25 protein-coding genes are annotated in these 15,473 nt (G+C 36.5%); 6 read left to right on the top strand and 19 right to left on the bottom strand.

Going from position 1 to position 15,473, the window contains the following annotated elements; genetic code table 11:
- The first annotated feature begins 53 nt into the window (after positions 1-53).
- The 4 genes from M1E96_RS20835 to M1E96_RS20820 all read left to right on the top strand — a co-directional run bounded on the left by M1E96_RS20835 (position 54) and on the right by M1E96_RS20820 (position 1,633).
- Entirely contained in the window at positions 54-323 is a 270-nt protein-coding gene (locus M1E96_RS20835; RefSeq protein ID WP_048821758.1) for a hypothetical protein, read from the top strand.
- Between the two features lie 38 nt (positions 324-361).
- Entirely contained in the window at positions 362-616 is a 255-nt protein-coding gene (locus M1E96_RS20830) for a hypothetical protein (protein WP_048821760.1), read from the top strand.
- Between the two features lie 98 nt (positions 617-714).
- Positions 715-1,173, top strand: coding sequence for a hypothetical protein (locus M1E96_RS20825; protein WP_048821762.1), 459 nt, complete (start codon positions 715-717; stop codon positions 1,171-1,173).
- 319 nt (positions 1,174-1,492) lie between these two features.
- Positions 1,493-1,633, top strand: a complete 141-nt coding sequence (locus M1E96_RS20820) for a Hok/Gef family protein (RefSeq protein ID WP_072022937.1) — start codon at positions 1,493-1,495, stop codon at positions 1,631-1,633.
- Positions 1,634-1,721: 88 nt separating this feature from the next.
- On the opposite strand, the gene M1E96_RS20815 is transcribed toward M1E96_RS20820, so the two are convergent.
- From M1E96_RS20815 to M1E96_RS20805, 3 genes are read right to left on the bottom strand one after another with little or no spacing between them, the layout of a single operon-like run.
- The gene (locus M1E96_RS20815) at positions 1,722-2,102 is read right to left on the bottom strand and encodes a hypothetical protein (protein ID WP_048821763.1); all 381 of its coding nucleotides are present in this window, start codon (positions 2,100-2,102) and stop codon (positions 1,722-1,724) included.
- Between the two features lie 30 nt (positions 2,103-2,132).
- The gene (gene mazF, locus M1E96_RS20810; RefSeq protein WP_023159957.1) at positions 2,133-2,465 is read right to left on the bottom strand and encodes an endoribonuclease MazF; all 333 of its coding nucleotides are present in this window, start codon (positions 2,463-2,465) and stop codon (positions 2,133-2,135) included.
- On the bottom strand, positions 2,465-2,710 hold the full coding sequence (locus M1E96_RS20805) for an AbrB/MazE/SpoVT family DNA-binding domain-containing protein (protein ID WP_023159984.1): 246 nt from the start codon (positions 2,708-2,710) through the stop codon (positions 2,465-2,467). Before M1E96_RS20805 ends, mazF begins: the two co-directional genes overlap by 1 nt.
- Before the next feature lie 292 nt (positions 2,711-3,002).
- On the opposite strand from M1E96_RS20805, the gene M1E96_RS20800 reads away from it, so the two are divergent.
- Entirely contained in the window at positions 3,003-3,626 is a 624-nt protein-coding gene (locus M1E96_RS20800) for an AAA family ATPase (RefSeq protein ID WP_023159958.1), read from the top strand.
- A gap of 116 nt (positions 3,627-3,742) precedes the next feature.
- Positions 3,743-3,970: a plasmid partition protein ParG gene (locus M1E96_RS20795; RefSeq protein ID WP_048821767.1), complete on the top strand. Its 228-nt coding sequence runs from the start codon at positions 3,743-3,745 to the stop codon at positions 3,968-3,970.
- Between the two features lie 97 nt (positions 3,971-4,067).
- Here M1E96_RS20795 and M1E96_RS20790 read toward each other — a convergent pair whose 3' ends face one another.
- From M1E96_RS20790 to M1E96_RS20715, 16 genes are all read right to left on the bottom strand, one after another.
- Positions 4,068-4,436, bottom strand: coding sequence for a hypothetical protein (locus M1E96_RS20790; protein ID WP_048821769.1), 369 nt, complete (start codon positions 4,434-4,436; stop codon positions 4,068-4,070).
- Between the two features lie 760 nt (positions 4,437-5,196).
- Positions 5,197-5,775, bottom strand: a complete 579-nt coding sequence (locus M1E96_RS20785; protein WP_048822182.1) for a hypothetical protein — start codon at positions 5,773-5,775, stop codon at positions 5,197-5,199.
- An 8-nt stretch (positions 5,776-5,783) separates the two neighbouring features.
- Positions 5,784-6,263 (bottom strand): Hcp family type VI secretion system effector, encoded by a 480-nt coding sequence (locus M1E96_RS20780; protein ID WP_159242433.1) that lies wholly within the window; start codon positions 6,261-6,263, stop codon positions 5,784-5,786.
- 280 nt (positions 6,264-6,543) lie between these two features.
- Positions 6,544-6,936 carry a hypothetical protein gene (locus M1E96_RS20775; RefSeq protein WP_048821774.1) on the bottom strand — a complete coding sequence of 131 codons (393 nt, stop codon included), beginning with the start codon at positions 6,934-6,936 and terminating at the stop codon, positions 6,544-6,546.
- 9 nt (positions 6,937-6,945) lie between these two features.
- Positions 6,946-7,368: a hypothetical protein gene (locus M1E96_RS20770; RefSeq protein ID WP_159242432.1), complete on the bottom strand. Its 423-nt coding sequence runs from the start codon at positions 7,366-7,368 to the stop codon at positions 6,946-6,948.
- A complete protein-coding gene (locus M1E96_RS20765) occupies positions 7,361-7,705 on the bottom strand; it encodes a single-stranded DNA-binding protein (protein WP_023159966.1) in 345 nt (114 codons plus the stop codon). Before M1E96_RS20765 ends, M1E96_RS20770 begins: the two co-directional genes overlap by 8 nt.
- Positions 7,706-7,707: 2 nt before the next feature.
- The gene (locus M1E96_RS20760; RefSeq protein ID WP_072070749.1) at positions 7,708-8,754 is read right to left on the bottom strand and encodes a ParB/RepB/Spo0J family partition protein; all 1,047 of its coding nucleotides are present in this window, start codon (positions 8,752-8,754) and stop codon (positions 7,708-7,710) included.
- 351 nt (positions 8,755-9,105) lie between these two features.
- Positions 9,106-10,368, bottom strand: a complete 1,263-nt coding sequence (gene umuC, locus M1E96_RS20755; protein ID WP_072070750.1) for a translesion error-prone DNA polymerase V subunit UmuC — start codon at positions 10,366-10,368, stop codon at positions 9,106-9,108.
- On the bottom strand, positions 10,368-10,784 hold the full coding sequence (gene umuD, locus M1E96_RS20750) for a translesion error-prone DNA polymerase V autoproteolytic subunit (RefSeq protein ID WP_072070751.1): 417 nt from the start codon (positions 10,782-10,784) through the stop codon (positions 10,368-10,370). Before umuD ends, umuC begins: the two co-directional genes overlap by 1 nt.
- 223 nt (positions 10,785-11,007) lie before the next feature.
- Positions 11,008-12,060: a hypothetical protein gene (locus M1E96_RS20745; RefSeq protein WP_072070752.1), complete on the bottom strand. Its 1,053-nt coding sequence runs from the start codon at positions 12,058-12,060 to the stop codon at positions 11,008-11,010.
- Between the two features lie 163 nt (positions 12,061-12,223).
- Positions 12,224-12,580 carry a hypothetical protein gene (locus M1E96_RS20740; protein ID WP_072070753.1) on the bottom strand — a complete coding sequence of 119 codons (357 nt, stop codon included), beginning with the start codon at positions 12,578-12,580 and terminating at the stop codon, positions 12,224-12,226.
- 16 nt (positions 12,581-12,596) lie between these two features.
- Positions 12,597-13,022 (bottom strand): hypothetical protein, encoded by a 426-nt coding sequence (locus M1E96_RS20735; RefSeq protein WP_072070754.1) that lies wholly within the window; start codon positions 13,020-13,022, stop codon positions 12,597-12,599.
- The gene (locus M1E96_RS20730) at positions 13,019-13,312 is read right to left on the bottom strand and encodes a hypothetical protein (protein WP_072070755.1); all 294 of its coding nucleotides are present in this window, start codon (positions 13,310-13,312) and stop codon (positions 13,019-13,021) included. The genes M1E96_RS20735 and M1E96_RS20730 overlap by 4 nt, the downstream gene beginning before the upstream one ends.
- The gene (locus M1E96_RS20725; RefSeq protein ID WP_048609121.1) at positions 13,312-14,145 is read right to left on the bottom strand and encodes a DNA replication terminus site-binding protein; all 834 of its coding nucleotides are present in this window, start codon (positions 14,143-14,145) and stop codon (positions 13,312-13,314) included. Before M1E96_RS20725 ends, M1E96_RS20730 begins: the two co-directional genes overlap by 1 nt.
- Before the next feature lie 261 nt (positions 14,146-14,406).
- Complete coding sequence (locus tag M1E96_RS20720; RefSeq protein ID WP_071547973.1) at positions 14,407-14,634, bottom strand: hypothetical protein; 228 nt, start codon at positions 14,632-14,634, stop codon at positions 14,407-14,409.
- Between the two features lie 2 nt (positions 14,635-14,636).
- On the bottom strand, positions 14,637-15,473 hold the full coding sequence (locus M1E96_RS20715) for a replication initiation protein (protein ID WP_072070757.1): 837 nt from the start codon (positions 15,471-15,473) through the stop codon (positions 14,637-14,639).

Below are 15,473 nucleotides of genomic sequence, written 5' to 3'. Positions count from 1 at the left end.
AACTAATAATGATTTTTACATTACTAATTACCTAACTGTTTCGGAGAGGGATAATGTCAGCGGTAAATGACTTGGGCTTTGGTTTGGTTATTACATTTTGGATCTGTCTAGCATTCGTCATGTTATTAGTTTACATATTCAAATCCGATTTTAATAAGAAAGCCGTGAAAGATGGAAAGCGATATAGCCAGTTAAAAATTTATCGAACCATCGAGCGAGATTATAAAATTCTCTACGTACTAGGTGATGAAAGTTACAGTATTGAAGTAGATAAGGATTATTACGATGCGGCTATTGATAGATATAATCAGTCGATGAAGTGATATTCTTGTAAACTCTACAATTAATTAAAGAGGTTGTGATGAATTTAAAAAAACTAGAAATGGTAATCAGTCTTGTATTTTCAATAATGGTTTTTATTTTATTTGGTATGTTTCTATTTGAAGGTTCAATTCGATTAAATGGATTCTTCTTTGTTCTATTATATATTCTATCTGGTGCAAATATCTTTTTGATTACCTATAACCAAAATGGAGCAACAAGCAAAGTTATTGCCTACTTAGTAGCTTCAATTTTGTTGTTAATCCTGATTTTTGCTTTGATATTCGTTCTTTAAATTTCTACAAGTTTGTCATAAGTAACTAAATTTAATGTATTTCGTTTTTTTAGTTTAATTCTGAAATATATTTGAAATTCAAAGAGAGATAGATATACATGATTAAACAAATCTTTCGGTTTATAATTGGGGATAGATTTATCCCTTTGAAAAATATAGATAAAAACGATTTTAATCGACTTTCAGATTTTGAGTCAGTAGAGTGGCGAGTCAGAGTTATCCAAAATGGGGGGATTTATAAAAGGGAATGGCAGAAACGCCTTGATAATGAAAGGAAAGGAATAAAAACAAAACCGAAAATCAAACCTGAAAAGATTAAAATATCAAGGAAAGATTACGAGATAATATCTAAAATCACTGATGCAGGATATATTATTTTAAATTTTCCGGCAGAGGACAAAATAGGTCGATTATCTAATGTTGATAGGATTCTGTTAGACCATCTTTCAAATGAAATTAAAATTGAATTATTAAATTCAAAATTAAGTCTTACTAACCTTGATGAAATCGAATATCTACATTTGGCTGTTTTTTTAGATAATGTGGTAATTCAATAAAATATTTTTCCTTAGAGGCTGTTGTTAATTATAGGTTGATTTGTTTGTTATATTGATATTAATAACCGTTTTATTGGATAAATTCTTTATTAAGAAAGCAAAAAACATAATTAAAATATAGTATTATAATTTTCAATTAACAGTATGTCTCTTAATAATAATCTGCTAATATTGCCTTGGGTGCTTGAATCGTTTTGGTTCGAGCATAGCCAAGAGCCAAAAAGACGAAAGCCCCGAATTAGGAATATTCCTTAACTCGAGGCAGTCTACAAACGTTGCAATTTGATTCTGTCTCCTTTTACTCAAGGAGTCAAGAGAAATGAGCAAATTTGCCCTGATAGGGCTGATTACTGTGTGTATCACAGTTCTGTGCTTCTCTTTGTTAATGCGTGATCGTTTATGTTCACTCAATTTTACAAGCGGAGGTACGGTGGTTCAGGCAACACTATCATGTAATTAGTAGTGTTGCTTTTGTGGGGGGAAACCCCCACATTTTCTCTTTTACAGATTACGATGGGTTGGTGATACAAGCACCCTTTTTCGGTTAGCTATGGCTCACTCTTTTTGCTATCAATCATACCACTTTCGTTGAATAGATAGATAAGCCAGTATATTAAATATAATGCTGTTGTAATCATGCCGATATTGATCATCAATAATCCGAATCGCGGTGTATTATTAATATCAAACAGTAAATCATCCCTGAGAAAATAACTAGAGAGTAAAAATACAACTGATATACCAGAATAACCAAAAGCCAATTTGAATAGTCTTGACTTCGATTTAGCGAAAATTATTATTAAAATTATAAAAAATAAAACATAATCATTTACTGTGAAAATAACATCTAAAATAGAGTTTAATGACGATACGGCATTATCTAAAGGAGTTTGATTACCTGTTGCTGTGTGTAGTGTCTCATTTTCCATTCTATCCCATAACCCTTATAAGTATTATATCTATCCTATTAACGCCTTTGCTTTAGCTTTTATCTCTGCCAGTTCTGATGCCTCCACTTTGCCCTTTTTAGTAACTTTACGAGCTCTCCAGTCAACACATGTAACTTGATCCGCTAATGCGTAGCTGTCTCTTTCGTTCGAGAGTTCGCATTCAAATGGATAGCCTTTGCCTTTAGTTGTACATGGTACGCATAGTAAGAGCCCTACTTTATTATTGTATGCAAAAGGGCTAAGGACAACTGCTGGACGATGACCGCCCTGCTCATGTCCTTCAACTGGATCAAAGTCAATCCAAATCAAATCGCCAGAATCAGGTACGTATCGAGATACCATTAAATTAATTCCTTACCTGTTCGAGCTCCGAAGTCTACTTTCTCATGGATATTCTCCGGTGTGATACCGGCTAACAAATTATCTAATGAGTATTCTACCGCTTTAACTGGCGTAATGATGATACGACCTTCTTCTACCGCTATTTCAACCGTATCATCAACGCTAAGTGCCGCTTTTTGCATGATTGCAACAGGAAGCCGTACAGACGGGCTATTGCCCCATTTTTTTACTGTGACCTGAGCCATTTATCACCTCTACAATTCAACGTCCGAGTTTTAATAGTAGCACCCCTATTTAAATGTATCAACATTGTTGATTACAATAAACACATAAACACATAAACACATAAACACATAAACACATAAACGCATAAACATATTAGCGCATGTGTAACTAACTGATTTCACAAGTTAGGTATGTTTTTCTTATGATTTAATGTGTTTTTGCTTAAATACACATTAACACAAATACACATTGATTATTTTTTGGCTTCCTTAGATAATGAAAAAAACACAAACAAACATATGAGGTTTTCCAGTGAAAGTAATTTCTTTTTTAAATCCGAAAGGCGGCTCTGGAAAAACAACCACCGTCATAAATGTTGCTACTGCTATGCAGAAAGCAGGTTATTCATTAGCAGTTGTAGATACAGATCCTCAAATGAGCCTATCTAACTGGTCTAAAGAAGGGAACTGTGATTATGATGTTTTCACCGCCGCCAGTGAGAAAGACGTTTATAGTATCCGTAAAGATCTAAGTGATTATGATTTTGTCATCGTAGATGGAGCTGGTTCACTTTCTGTCATTACATCAGCAGCGGTTATGGTTAGTGATCTAGTTATAATTCCAGTCTCGCCAAGCCCTCTTGATTTTTCCGCAGCCGGTAGTGTTACATCGGTCCTCGAAGCTCAAGCATACAGCCGTAAAGTAGAAGCTAGATTTCTGATTACTCGTAAAATTGACCAAACAACTATGTTGCAAGTATTAAAAGACAACCTCAAAGATACTGGCTTGCCTTCTTTCAAAACAGCTATTTCTCAACGGCAGAGCTATATCAAATCTATTCTAGATGGTAAGAGTATTTTTGAAACTAATGATGGAAATGCAAAAGGCGAGATAGAAATACTAACCAGAGAAATTTTGACTATTTTTGAGTCATAATGTGTATTAACACATTAACACATTAACACATTGACACATTAACACGAATATATATTTACACAAATGCGCAAAAACACATAAGCGTATTTGTGTTTTGAAATTAAAAGAGATACTTTATGGCACTTAAAAAAGTAAACGAATCAGCAAATTCACAGAAAATGAAATTCGGTAAAAACAGAGACTTAGATAAAATTCTTGATAAAAGTACAAAAACCAAACGCATTAATGTAGATCTTGACGAAGATACTCAAATTCGATTCAAAGCTGCATGTGTCAAACGAAACACCACAATGAAAGAAGTAATATCAGATTATGTTCATCAGTGGCTAAAGGAAAATGAATAGGTAGTGGTTTTATAGGGATGATATTTCATCCCTTTTTATTGCACTTTTATCTCAATTTCACTAGGTAACATTCAAAATAAAAGTGCCTCATGCTCAATTATTCGAGCCAATCTGGTAGTTTTGGCAATGGTTGTTTTTTCCACGGCTCTTGCTCTCCAAGATCCCAAATTTCAGTGTTGTATGTCCCTGTTCCACCAAAATCAAAGCATGGTCGTAACTGCGATATGTAGCAGTATGCGAGAAAGCCGTTCTCTCTCTTGCGTACCAATTCAGTCCAACCGACCGCGTATATATCTTGCAGATATCCTTCCCAAGCAAACAGTACACCGGTATTGCTCCAATGTTCTAACTCAGGATAAAACTTTCTTATTTCCTTTATAAAATCAATCACGTCACTATTGAATTCATTATCTGGACATGGATTATTGGGGTTCCGTTGGAACGTATCTTCTTTAAAAACAAACATGATCCGGTCCTCTACTCTAACTGGCAGTGTTTTTGCCTTTCATTATTGTTTGTGTAATTTAATCTTCACCTAGATATTAGGCTAATGGTCTATAAAAACCTAAAACATCCTCACTCGTGTAAATACACATAAACACATACGTGTTTTTGTGATTAACTCCACACAAACACACATTATACACATACACACATAGGTGTGTATGTGTATAATTGTTTTTGCCATACGTTATATGATTATAATAAGTACCAACACTAGGGTTATAACGCCACATTGTGGCGTTTTTTTTATTGGTGTGGTAGAGGGATTTTTGATTTAGATGTAGTGAGATTGTATTCACTTTTGTATTTTAAAACTAAAAGTGTAATCCAGTATGTATGCAATGATAGGAATTACAAAAACGAAGTGTAAGATATAAGACGTAAATAAAAAATCAGATATCATTACTGAATTATTTCTGTAATTAATAGCTTGATATCCATTAAAATACCAAACAATAATATTAATTATGTAGGGTATTACAAAGTATAAGATAAAACGGTGTTTTTTGTTAAATTTAACATTTTTAATGAAAAATGTCGTTGCCAATGTAAGAAGAATTAGATAACAAAAAAATGAATATGATAGCAATTTCTGTATTTCAATAACTATTTTAGAATTTACAGAATGGGGGTAAAGTTTAAAAAAGTATTCATGCACCGTTTCTAAGTAAAAAAGAACAATACTTATAAACAGTGATATTAACGGGATAAAAAAATTAGATTTAATAAGCACCTGATATGACCCCCCCGCGTTTTGGGTAATGTAGGTCAATTAATTTCTCTCTGAAATTCCAAGGATCTTCGCGGAAGAAAATCTTTTTATCCAAAGAGTTAAATATACCGCCACTGTCTTTAAGTATATAAAACACTGTTTCTGAACACATAGCCCATCCAGCTCCGCCATGTTCAAATATTAACTCTTTTATTTTTTCTGCTTGAACTCTAGGCACTACAAATTCAATTATCTGAACGTCTGGACCATCCCACAACTGAAAAGAAAGGTAATCATCCCAATTAAACTCAGGATATTGGAAAAATTCACCTGAACTACGTGGCGCTCGTAATTCTTCAATATTATTATAGCACTCTCTGGAAGGGCACTCAGAGTATCCCCCTGATGGGTCATACAAAAGAGCATCTTCACCTTCTCCAACCACTATACCTGTATGCCCAATCCCCCAATTGTAATTAACAACTATAAAGATTTTAACTGGATCATCTATTAATGAATCACGGTAAGGGTCTGGTGAACTTACGATGGGAACGTTGAATCGATTAAAGTACACATCATTTATTTTCATTGTCATACCTACATGACTGATTCATTTCTGATGCTATATCCTGAAGTGTTAGCAGTATTATGTTTGCAAGTAATGCTTTCATATATTATTGAAACTTTTTCAAATGGTTGCATTTCATTTTCAGTTAATGAGTTCGGCGACTCATTTGTAAGACGGATGATTGATGCTTTAGTAAGCAAAATCTTTTTGTAAGGAATCATTACCCCGCTTTTATCTACGCGATAATATTCAAAAAGGCACTCTAAAATCTCATTGTTTGACATTGCAGTTAACAGAAGGGGGGAGGATTTGTCATCGGCTTTTATCAAGATGAATGGCGCGTGAGATACATTTTGTTTTCGTGCTAGATCATAGGTTGTTGAGTAGACAAGTATCTGATCTTTATGACCATCTTGATATTTATTACCAATTGAATCATAGCTCGAACAACCCGCAGAGATAAGCCCTTGCTTGTTTCCCTTTAGCGTTAAGTAAATCATTTCTGACATAGATATTCCTTTCCATATGTTAAATTTACCTTGATTAATGCATTTTTTCCTAAAATTTGCAATAGGGATAGCTGTCACGTTGAATCAAAATCGACTACTTTTTGTTCTTAACTAAATTGTTGTTGAGATGTTATCTGATATATACAATAAATTCATATTTTGGTGATAACGCCGCTATACGGCGTTATTTGTTACGAAAAGGTTCGTAAATAATGCTTATGAAGAAAAATAGCGACTGTTTAACGATATTGTACCGCTGGGAGTTATGGGCTTACACTTACTAAATTGGCTTATTTACCAATGATTCAATTTTTAAGTTGGCTCGTTCAAGCCAATTTAAGCTATCAATACAGTCCTTCTCATTAATAACGATAGACAATACTTGATTATACAAATCATTATTTAGCATAAATTTCATACTATTCAAATAGCCATATAATGGGTCCCTAATTATCACATCATCTGTCGTGACTGATTGTGCACATGCCCGATAGCGGATATCTTTAATGTTTTGTACAACACTCATACAAGCTGGACAGTTGGCTTTGTATTTCTCTAAATCAGAATATCGCTGTCCTTCAATCCCTTCCATTGCAGAATAACTATTACCCAACGCTGGCACTGAGATCAGCGTAGTTATCAGAATGAAAGGCAAGGATATTGTCAGTTTCATTTTGGATTCTTAGTTTAGGTTGTTCTGCTGTTCACATAGCAGTTGCAACTCAGTCCATACCTCATTTTCCGAGGCTTTTAAAACCTCATCCAACTGATCTGGTGTCGTTGCTTCTAATACGGCTTGTCTATTCTCACCACTTAACTTACCGGACATGATTTGTACACCAGACATGATCATAGAGTGATATAAGTTCTGACGTTCCTTTTCATCTGATGAAAATATGCTATCCAGCATCTCCAAAACCCCGTTATAGCGCAAAATTTCACTTTCACTGCACTGTGACGTATTCATTAGGTGTTTGAGCTCGTGTAGCTCCTCACGCGCTTTAAATAGGGCATAGTTTAGAACTGTTTGATCTCGTTTCATTTCTGCCATCACATAATTAGGATTTTGAACGTTACAATTTGAAATTTGGTCTGCCTTAGCCATTCTGCTCTCCTGCATTTGTATTTTTACTATTAGGTAATACTCTAAACACACCTGTCTGGTAATTCATTATTATAGAACAGGAATTATTAGTCGGTTGTAGCCTTGCTTCGATGTAAACAAGTTGTCCTTTCTGACCAAAATTAGCTGCTATTTCTGCTATTTTTCCGTATGCACTAATGTTAAACCAATCTGTTATCGGGTTTCCTTTAGAGTCATGCCGGTTAATTGCAACAGAGAAGTAGGTCATTGCCTCACCGTTACGTTCTGAATACTTCAGATTATCTTTCGGGGACGAACCTAATCGTGCGATCAGTTGCACCTTGTTAAGTAATTCCATAGTTAAGCCTGAATAGCTTCAGTGTTGGATTCGGTTTTGCTCGGTTCGTTCTCATCATCATTAGATGCGGCGGATTCATCATTCGCAAACTTCTGAAGAACATCATTAAGCAGGGTCACAATTGTTACCGGCATTTCGACAGTCACTGTTTCATCATTTTCTTGAATATCAGCAACTTTGTCGTGAATTGTTGTGCGGATTTCACTTAATTGTGAAAACACGGAATGTATTTCTTTTTTTGAAAAAGGTACTTTCTTCGCTGAAGGTACAAATTTCCGTGTGACTTTATTTTTGCCGCTGTCAGTCGCCTTCTGCAATCCTGCAATGATCACATCATATGCCTCTTGATTAGTTTCTTCACACTCAAGCAGTATTTCTATGGCTAAATCTGAAGTAATCAGGTTCTTTCTGACAAGATCAGTGATTCTGTAATCTGCTCGGAACAAGCGTAATAATCTGTTGATCGTAACAACACTTGTGTTCGTATATCGTGCAATTTCCTTTTTTTCCCATCCCATACTAAGTAAACGATGGAAACCATCAGCTTTTTCTAACGGAGCTAAAGGTTTTCCTTCTGAAGATGTCAGCATATTGACGATCTCAAGTTGCTGACTGCCTGAGAACTCCGTGACGTATACGCCTTTAATCGTGCATCCTTCTTCCATTGCCATGCGTAGAGCGCAATATCTGTGGTGTCCATCAATAATCTGTAAGCGTGGCAGATTATCAACCGTTATAACTTTCACAACGATAGGTGGAACATAAACACCTGATACATACGAATTCTTGATTCGTCCAGCATGTTCAGTATCAATCTCCCGAAGATTGAAACCTTCCTGTACGTACAGTAACTCAACGTTAACGCGATAAATATCACCACGCGAACACACCTTTTCCTCAAAGGCATCAGACATTTTGCGTAATGTTGAGATATTGTGCGCTTCAGTATTTTTCTTCAGAGTAGGGTAGGGTAGGTCATTGAGAAGTACCTTGCTCATATTCGAATTTTGTTGACTGCTATTCGTTGAAATTGCTGCGTTAGTATTCATAGTCCTCGCCTTGTCATTGTGTAACTAGGTATTATTTTTATTCGACGTAAGGCTATCACACAGGATTTTCTATTTTCCTTAGTTACATAAGGAAAACGGCATCATTTCGATTTATGTGCATTGCTATCAATTAGTTAAAGGCGAACAACTCCAGAGGGTAAAAGTGTTAAAGATAATCATATCAATGACATATCGCAACAATCATAAATTGATAATGATTGTTTCATTATCTTAATAATGTTCAGAAATATGAATATAATTCTAAACGAAAGACGTTCTCAATTTAGGTATACTGGTTGAAGCAATTGTAGGATTGCGGTGAATCCTGCTGAATACGCTGGTGGATTTCCTCTAAATCTTCACTACGGGAAGATCTGAAATTCTCGTAGTGTATGCCGGTGAAAGCATTTCTCGCTTCATGCGCCAGTTTGTGTCCATTCCCTTTCCAGCGAACCATATTTTGCTAACACCTCGATTATTTATCTGGTCCAAGGTTTTCATCAATTGTTCACTTCCTTTGTAGGGTTTACTATCAGAAAATAAATTAAGTTGAGTAACTGATGGATCAGAAAAATCAGTGAGCATGATGCCAGCTTTGTGATATTTAACTCCCGATTTCCAGATGGTCTTTAACAGACGCACTGCTGCATTGATAATGTCTCTTGTATCAGCACTTGGATATTCTAACCGTTCAGAACGGTGGTTGTAGTATTGAGGTCCGCTGGCGTAATGGCTGGTTTGGATAAAAACAGAAACAAAGGAACAGACTCGTTTTTCAGCTCGAAGTTTCTCTGCTGCTCTCTCTGAATACTCGCAGATAGCCTGATGCATATGCTCATAGAGCTCAATTTTTTTTCCAAATGAACGTGAACAAATGATTTGCTCTTTAGTTTTTGCTACTTCTTCAAGCTCGATGCAAGATTCACCGTTCAGCTCTCTCACAGTGCGTTCTACAACCACACCGAATGTTTTACGGATCATGGTTGTTTCAGCCCTAGCCAAATCAAGCGCTGTAACTATCCCCATAGCATTTAGCCGGTTACTTATTTTTCTACCCACACCCCATACTTCATTAACAGGCACAAGGGACATGAGCCGTTTCTGGCGTGAAGTAGCACTCAAATCGACTACACCGCCTGTTTTGGTCCATGTTTTAGCAGCATGGTTTGCCAGTTTAGCCAGTGTTTTAGTTTGAGCAAAACCAACACCGACCGGTACATGAGCTATCTGCAAAATTCGTTGTTGTATCTTGCGACCGTAATCTTCTAATGGAAAGTTTCTAGACATGCCGGTCATATCTAGATACTGCTCGTCGATACTATACGTTTCTACTCTTGGGGCAAAATCAGATAGTGTGTCCATGACTCGGTTGCTGATGTCAGCATAAAGGGCGTAGTTACTACTAAACACCTGAATATCATGCTTTTTAATCAGAGACTGAATCTCAAAGTATAGAGCCCCCATTTTGATCCCAAGCAACTTCACTTCCTTTGAACGTGCAATAACACAACCATCGTTGTTTGATAAAACAATAACTGGCTTATTGGCAATATCAGGGCGAAAAATGCGCTCACAACTGGCGTAGAAACTGTTTACATCAACTAAGGCAAACATTATCTCGCCTTGTGAATAATGTAGGTCACAGTGCCGAATATACTTAATTCTTCACCATCACTGATGTATATCGGTGAGTAGCTGCTGTTCATGGGTATAAGAGCAGTAACAGGGCTGGTTTGTAGCCGTTTTATCGTAAACTCTCCATCGAGTGAAGCAATAACGATATCTCCGTGTTTTGCATCAATCGAACTATCTACTATGACGATATCTCCATCTAGAATTTGTGCGTCCATCATAGAAGTACCAGATACTCGTAAAAAGTATGTGCCTGAAGGGTGCTTGATTAGCAAAGAGTTTAAATCAATGCGGTCCTCTAAGTAGTCACTCGCCGGTGACGGGAAACCGGCTTGTACTTGATCAGCGAATAAAGGAAGCGGAAGTGTTTTCTCAACGTTGCATAAGGTTAATTTCATGAAAGCCTCAATACTGTACGGATATACAGCATTGTATGCAACAGAGTTAGGAAATTGCAAGCTAAGGATTATGTTGTTTGTCTACGCCATACCCGATGAAATTTCCTAAACACCCCTCATATTGCTCATTGTTCATAATACTTTATTTATCGAAAACAGAGGTTTAACGTAAAAAATATATTTTTTTGAGCGGCAAACCTCTCATTGGATGAATCTATATCTGTTATTCTTTTACTTGATGTAAGCAATATGAGTTTTCTAATGCCAGCATATTCGGTTTAAAAGAGAGCTTATTGGTTTCAGGGTCCAATAGGTTATATAATGTTGATGCATGACTATAAGCGTAAATTACATGTTGGTTCAGTAATTCAATTATATATCCGCTTGGTTTATCCCAATTTTTCATTATTATATCAGTGATATATGCGTGACCTTTATCCTCTATGCTAAGATGTTTTGTTTGTCCATTGAAAAATAGCTCCATATTATTAACCGCTTTAACATAATCAACAGCAAAGGCTGAGAAATTTGAGTAGTTCAATATTTGCCTATTCATTTCATCACTAAAAATTACTGTGTTGTGACTAAGTTGGTGTTTTTCGGCACCTATTTTCAGTGTGTTTTTACTGGAAATCCCTATTGCAAAAGTTGCATAATCACCTTTTCCTTTTGACCAGTAGCTATTTCTAAACAATTGTTGTCCATTTTTACCTTCTATTTCACCTAAAAAACCATAGGTATGATTTTTTCCATCAGAAACAATAAGTAGCAAGTCAGAATATGGAAAATTTTCAAAAGCTGTATGAATAGGAAAGGTAAACGCCTGATAATTTGTTTTTGAGCAAGCTAGAAGATTAGGATTTTTAGGTGTTATGACCTTTATATCAAATGAATTTTTTAATTGTAATTTATGGTGAATACTATCCTTACCCATTTTATATATATTAAGATACTTGTATTCAAAATCAGTTATGCCATACAGAGATAAAAGTCTGGTAACTAAAATATCTCGTGTAATATCTCCATATTCTGACCGCAACAAATCCATCATTAAATATTCAAATGCATGATTCCTTAAATGATCACTAATCCCTGCCAAGTAGTTTGACGGTGTAGAGAGATTCCCTCTGTGAGACTGAGGGGACTGTTCTCCAAGTGGGTGTTGCATATTGGTTTGATAAGATAGAGCTTTAAAAATAGCCGCATAGAACATAGCCCAATAGGAGGTAGTATTATTGATAAGTTTAGGTTCTATAAAAACTAGTAATTTGCTCACGTAACATTCTCGTATTTAAGATTTTTAAATTTAGTAGTAAACACCTGTCATTTCATAATCACAGTTTATATTAATCATACTGGCGAAAAGAAGAATGTATTTTTCATCAGTTATAGTGCATGAACGTATGTATTCACTCCAGAAACAAAAACTACCACCAGTATCACGCTTCTTTTACGTCCACCCCTTCAATTTGACCACCTTCAGCAACTATTTCCATCAGTGCGCAGTAACGTTGGAATCCATCCATAACAGCCAGTTTAGGGAGCCCATCGACAATGACGACTGAAACCAATAGTGGTGAAACCTTTTCGCCATGTGTATAGGAATGTTTTAGACTCGCTATTTTACTTTCATCTTTAAAGTGATTGTTAGGGGTCATAATATGCAGCAGTGCTAGATCTACGGTATAGATATCACCGGTCACAACTGGCGGGGTTACAAATATTTCAGTAAGGGCATACAAACGTAATACTTTAAGGGTGTAGTTTTCTTTGGTGCGTGGGTAGGCTAATTTCATAATGATTTCTCTGTGATTAATAGTATAGATTTTGGCTGTCAGGATGTTTGTCTAAACCGTTAAATTTTATCAGGAACGGCAAATAATTTTGGTTCTTCAGATATGCTTTTGCTTTAAGCGCGAGATAGTAACTCTCAATCCCCTCTACCAATACAAACAAAGCAGTAGCAGACTCATACCCTATCCCATATGCATAGTTTGTACAGTCGGGCAATATATCGTCACTGTGGCTATGTATTGCGGAATGAGGCTCACCGGTCAAAGTATTGATGATAATAGGCAGGGGGTTTTCGAGTAATTCAAGCAGATCCGATGGTGACAGTTCATTAATGAATGTTTCATCACCTGCACTAATTTTATCAAATGCCGGTTTCGCAGGAACTCCTGAATGGGCTATAAATTCAGAGGCTATGTGCTGTAACAACGCTGTGTTGTTCATCATTTTTTATAGGTCCTCCCATACTGTTTGAAATATTCATTGAGCTCTTTGTCTCGCTCATACGTAGCCGCATCTGCCGCTTGTCTGGCTTCATCAACCTGCTTTCTTTGTAGTTCTTCAGCCAGCTTCAGATAAGATTGAATATTCTCTTGGTTTGGTTCATTTGTTACGAGTTCAAACGCAACTCTTTCACGTTCCTCCAATGAGACGCACCCCATCAACGAAAACATGGCAACTGAAGCACAAAAGTAAAAACGAGCGGTTGAGAATTCCCGTTGTGTTTTTTTCTTCATCATTTTTCCAACTTAATTATCTGTTGCCCCCTAAACACGCCAAGGAGAGTCGTTTTGTGTTTGTCAGAACGCTCCTGTCTGTCTGCTTCAGCAGTAAACAATGGCAGGGGACTTACTTTAAAATCCTGATCCTGCACTATCAAAAACGGCACAGGAGCGTTTATGCAGCGTTTTTTCCCACTGGCAAAGGTTAGGTTGCAGATCGGCTGCGGCGTAACGCTACGCTTTATTCTGAGCCTATTAGCAGGGCACTCTTGGATTTTATCCATTAAGTCCTGTAACTCAGCGTTGCCTTTTGCTATGTCAGCTATGAGCTGATAAAGCTTAACAGGGTCTGTTTTCTGCATGAGTCCTTTTAAGCCCCACGTATATGAAGCATGAGTGATCACATCGTCAGAGTTAAATACAGGAATGTTCCGGTACAAATGCAGTGTCATTACGTTACTCAGATGTTTACGCAAAATTCTGAAACGCTCAGATTTCGGCAGTGCGACAACCGAGCTTCTGATATTGTTTTTTACGGTATTGATTTTGATTAGATGATCAGCAAGTTCCATAGCCGCAGTTGATAACTGTACATATCCGGCTGTTCGCCTCGCAAACTTTTGTGAGTACAACGGAGAAATGTATAAGTCCTGCCAACATGAGATAACCGATGTATAGGCATGAGGACCCCAATTCACAACCGGCTCAATGCATTTACCGATATCATCACAACCATTTTCTACCGGTGGAATGACACAGGTAAGGGCTGAAATTACCTTTGTATCTCGAAAAAGAGAGTCAAGCTGGTGGAGGTACTTCAGCAATGAACCAATATAGCTATCAAGCATCACATGAAACTCCTGTTCTTAGAAAGAAAGAATCATAACCAAATATGCCAACATACAAATAAGCGTTCAACAAATACAGGAGCGAAACTTAGACATCTGCGCCCCTGACTCGCGCTTTTTTCTCTCTTTTTCTCTTTTTTTCTCCCCCTTTTCTCTAGGCGCGGCTGTTCAAGGTGGAACGCCCATGTAACTACACCATCTTTTGTATGTTGGCATATTTCATGGCGACTTTTACAAAATGAAATATGACCGATCATGCTATTATTCTTGTTCTCTGGATTTCTTCAAAAATTTTTTAAAACTGCTATCACTGACCATCAAGCCGTAAGCCGGTAAAGCATCCATAATCGCATTCCAAGACATGCCTGATGATTTCATTTCAAATAAATCATCCTGAATATGGTTCAACATAGCATTTTTTTTATAATTCGGGTTCTGCAAACTGAACTGAGTAATTTTTTCTTGTAATCGTTTATTTTTATACATCATTACTATAATAAACCTATCTGCTTTTCGAGCTCGTCCAGTTCCTTATCGGTAGGCATAGAACCACCCACTTTTTCATTGTGAATAACATAGGATATGCGTAACACAGAAGCCTTGCGTCCTTTACGTGACTCAATCGCAATTGAAACATCCTTGATATTCGTTTGTTCACCCAAACTAACCGCCAGCCGCTTTAAAAACTGACCAAAATACTTATAGCTTTGATAGAGATATTCCTTATTGCCTTTCTTATCTATATTGAACAGCCACATTTCGTCCTTAAGTTCGTCAACTCCAATTGTGAAAGACGTTTTATATTCGGCAATAGTATTACGTTTAGAGTACCGTTTCATAATTAGCTGATATAGATTTGCCAAACTAGCATCCGATAATCTAGCTACATAAAAAAGGTTTTGTGTCGTGAATTTTTTTGATAATTCAAAGAAATAGGGAAATACCCTACGGTTAAAGAATATTTTGCAGTAGCCTTCGTCAAAGTAATATGTAGCACTCGTTGTAATGTTGGTTTTTGAAGCTCGTTTAAAACCTTCCTCACTTAGATCTTCATATATGTGAGAGCTCAACAGAGTATCTACGGCGAGTGGAAGGGATTTATACGCAGTTGAAAGGTCCACGTCACAAATTTCAGCATACTCCTTAGCTTTAACCTCAAAGCATATTTCATCTTCATCAACAGATTCTCTAGGATCAGATATCTGAGCGAGAATAAGAAACAGCACTCTTTTCGCCGGTATAGGTAAGCTGGCGAGAGAAAGATTGAAATCATCAGAATGACGAACATTAGTATAAAGTGTTAAGTTACTGATTTGCTTCTTTTTCAT

It is taken from the genome of Providencia sp. PROV236, from assembly GCF_033676985.1.
Classification (GTDB): Bacteria; Pseudomonadota; Gammaproteobacteria; order Enterobacterales; family Enterobacteriaceae; genus Providencia; species Providencia manganoxydans.
This window is presented reverse-complemented; position numbering and strand designations above follow the sequence as displayed.

Bases quoted from the DNA above. Each gene is read 5' to 3' on its own strand.
- umuC (WP_072070750.1), bottom strand. From the start codon at position 10,368: ATGTTTGCCTTAGTTGATGTAAACAGTTTCTACGCCAGTTGTGAGCGC.
- M1E96_RS20730 (WP_072070755.1), bottom strand. From the start codon at position 13,312: ATGAAGAAAAAAACACAACGGGAATTCTCAACCGCTCGTTTTTACTTT.
- M1E96_RS20770 (WP_159242432.1), bottom strand. From the start codon at position 7,368: ATGGCTAAGGCAGACCAAATTTCAAATTGTAACGTTCAAAATCCTAAT.
- umuD (WP_072070751.1), bottom strand. From the start codon at position 10,784: ATGAAATTAACCTTATGCAACGTTGAGAAAACACTTCCGCTTCCTTTA.
- M1E96_RS20775 (WP_048821774.1), bottom strand. From the start codon at position 6,936: ATGAAACTGACAATATCCTTGCCTTTCATTCTGATAACTACGCTGATC.
- M1E96_RS20780 (WP_159242433.1), bottom strand. From the start codon at position 6,263: ATGTCAGAAATGATTTACTTAACGCTAAAGGGAAACAAGCAAGGGCTT.
- M1E96_RS20815 (WP_048821763.1), bottom strand. From the start codon at position 2,102: ATGGAAAATGAGACACTACACACAGCAACAGGTAATCAAACTCCTTTA.
- M1E96_RS20765 (WP_023159966.1), bottom strand. From the start codon at position 7,705: ATGGAATTACTTAACAAGGTGCAACTGATCGCACGATTAGGTTCGTCC.
- M1E96_RS20790 (WP_048821769.1), bottom strand. From the start codon at position 4,436: ATGTTTGTTTTTAAAGAAGATACGTTCCAACGGAACCCCAATAATCCA.
- M1E96_RS20760 (WP_072070749.1), bottom strand. From the start codon at position 8,754: ATGAATACTAACGCAGCAATTTCAACGAATAGCAGTCAACAAAATTCG.
- M1E96_RS20835 (WP_048821758.1), top strand. From the start codon at position 54: ATGTCAGCGGTAAATGACTTGGGCTTTGGTTTGGTTATTACATTTTGG.
- mazF (WP_023159957.1), bottom strand. From the start codon at position 2,465: ATGGTATCTCGATACGTACCTGATTCTGGCGATTTGATTTGGATTGAC.
- M1E96_RS20785 (WP_048822182.1), bottom strand. From the start codon at position 5,775: ATGAAAATAAATGATGTGTACTTTAATCGATTCAACGTTCCCATCGTA.
- M1E96_RS20805 (WP_023159984.1), bottom strand. From the start codon at position 2,710: ATGGCTCAGGTCACAGTAAAAAAATGGGGCAATAGCCCGTCTGTACGG.
- M1E96_RS20820 (WP_072022937.1), top strand. From the start codon at position 1,493: ATGAGCAAATTTGCCCTGATAGGGCTGATTACTGTGTGTATCACAGTT.
- M1E96_RS20740 (WP_072070753.1), bottom strand. From the start codon at position 12,580: ATGAAATTAGCCTACCCACGCACCAAAGAAAACTACACCCTTAAAGTA.
- M1E96_RS20735 (WP_072070754.1), bottom strand. From the start codon at position 13,022: ATGATGAACAACACAGCGTTGTTACAGCACATAGCCTCTGAATTTATA.
- M1E96_RS20795 (WP_048821767.1), top strand. From the start codon at position 3,743: ATGGCACTTAAAAAAGTAAACGAATCAGCAAATTCACAGAAAATGAAA.
- M1E96_RS20715 (WP_072070757.1), bottom strand. From the start codon at position 15,473: ATGAAAAAGAAGCAAATCAGTAACTTAACACTTTATACTAATGTTCGT.
- M1E96_RS20725 (WP_048609121.1), bottom strand. From the start codon at position 14,145: ATGCTTGATAGCTATATTGGTTCATTGCTGAAGTACCTCCACCAGCTT.
- M1E96_RS20825 (WP_048821762.1), top strand. From the start codon at position 715: ATGATTAAACAAATCTTTCGGTTTATAATTGGGGATAGATTTATCCCT.
- M1E96_RS20720 (WP_071547973.1), bottom strand. From the start codon at position 14,634: ATGATGTATAAAAATAAACGATTACAAGAAAAAATTACTCAGTTCAGT.
- M1E96_RS20830 (WP_048821760.1), top strand. From the start codon at position 362: ATGAATTTAAAAAAACTAGAAATGGTAATCAGTCTTGTATTTTCAATA.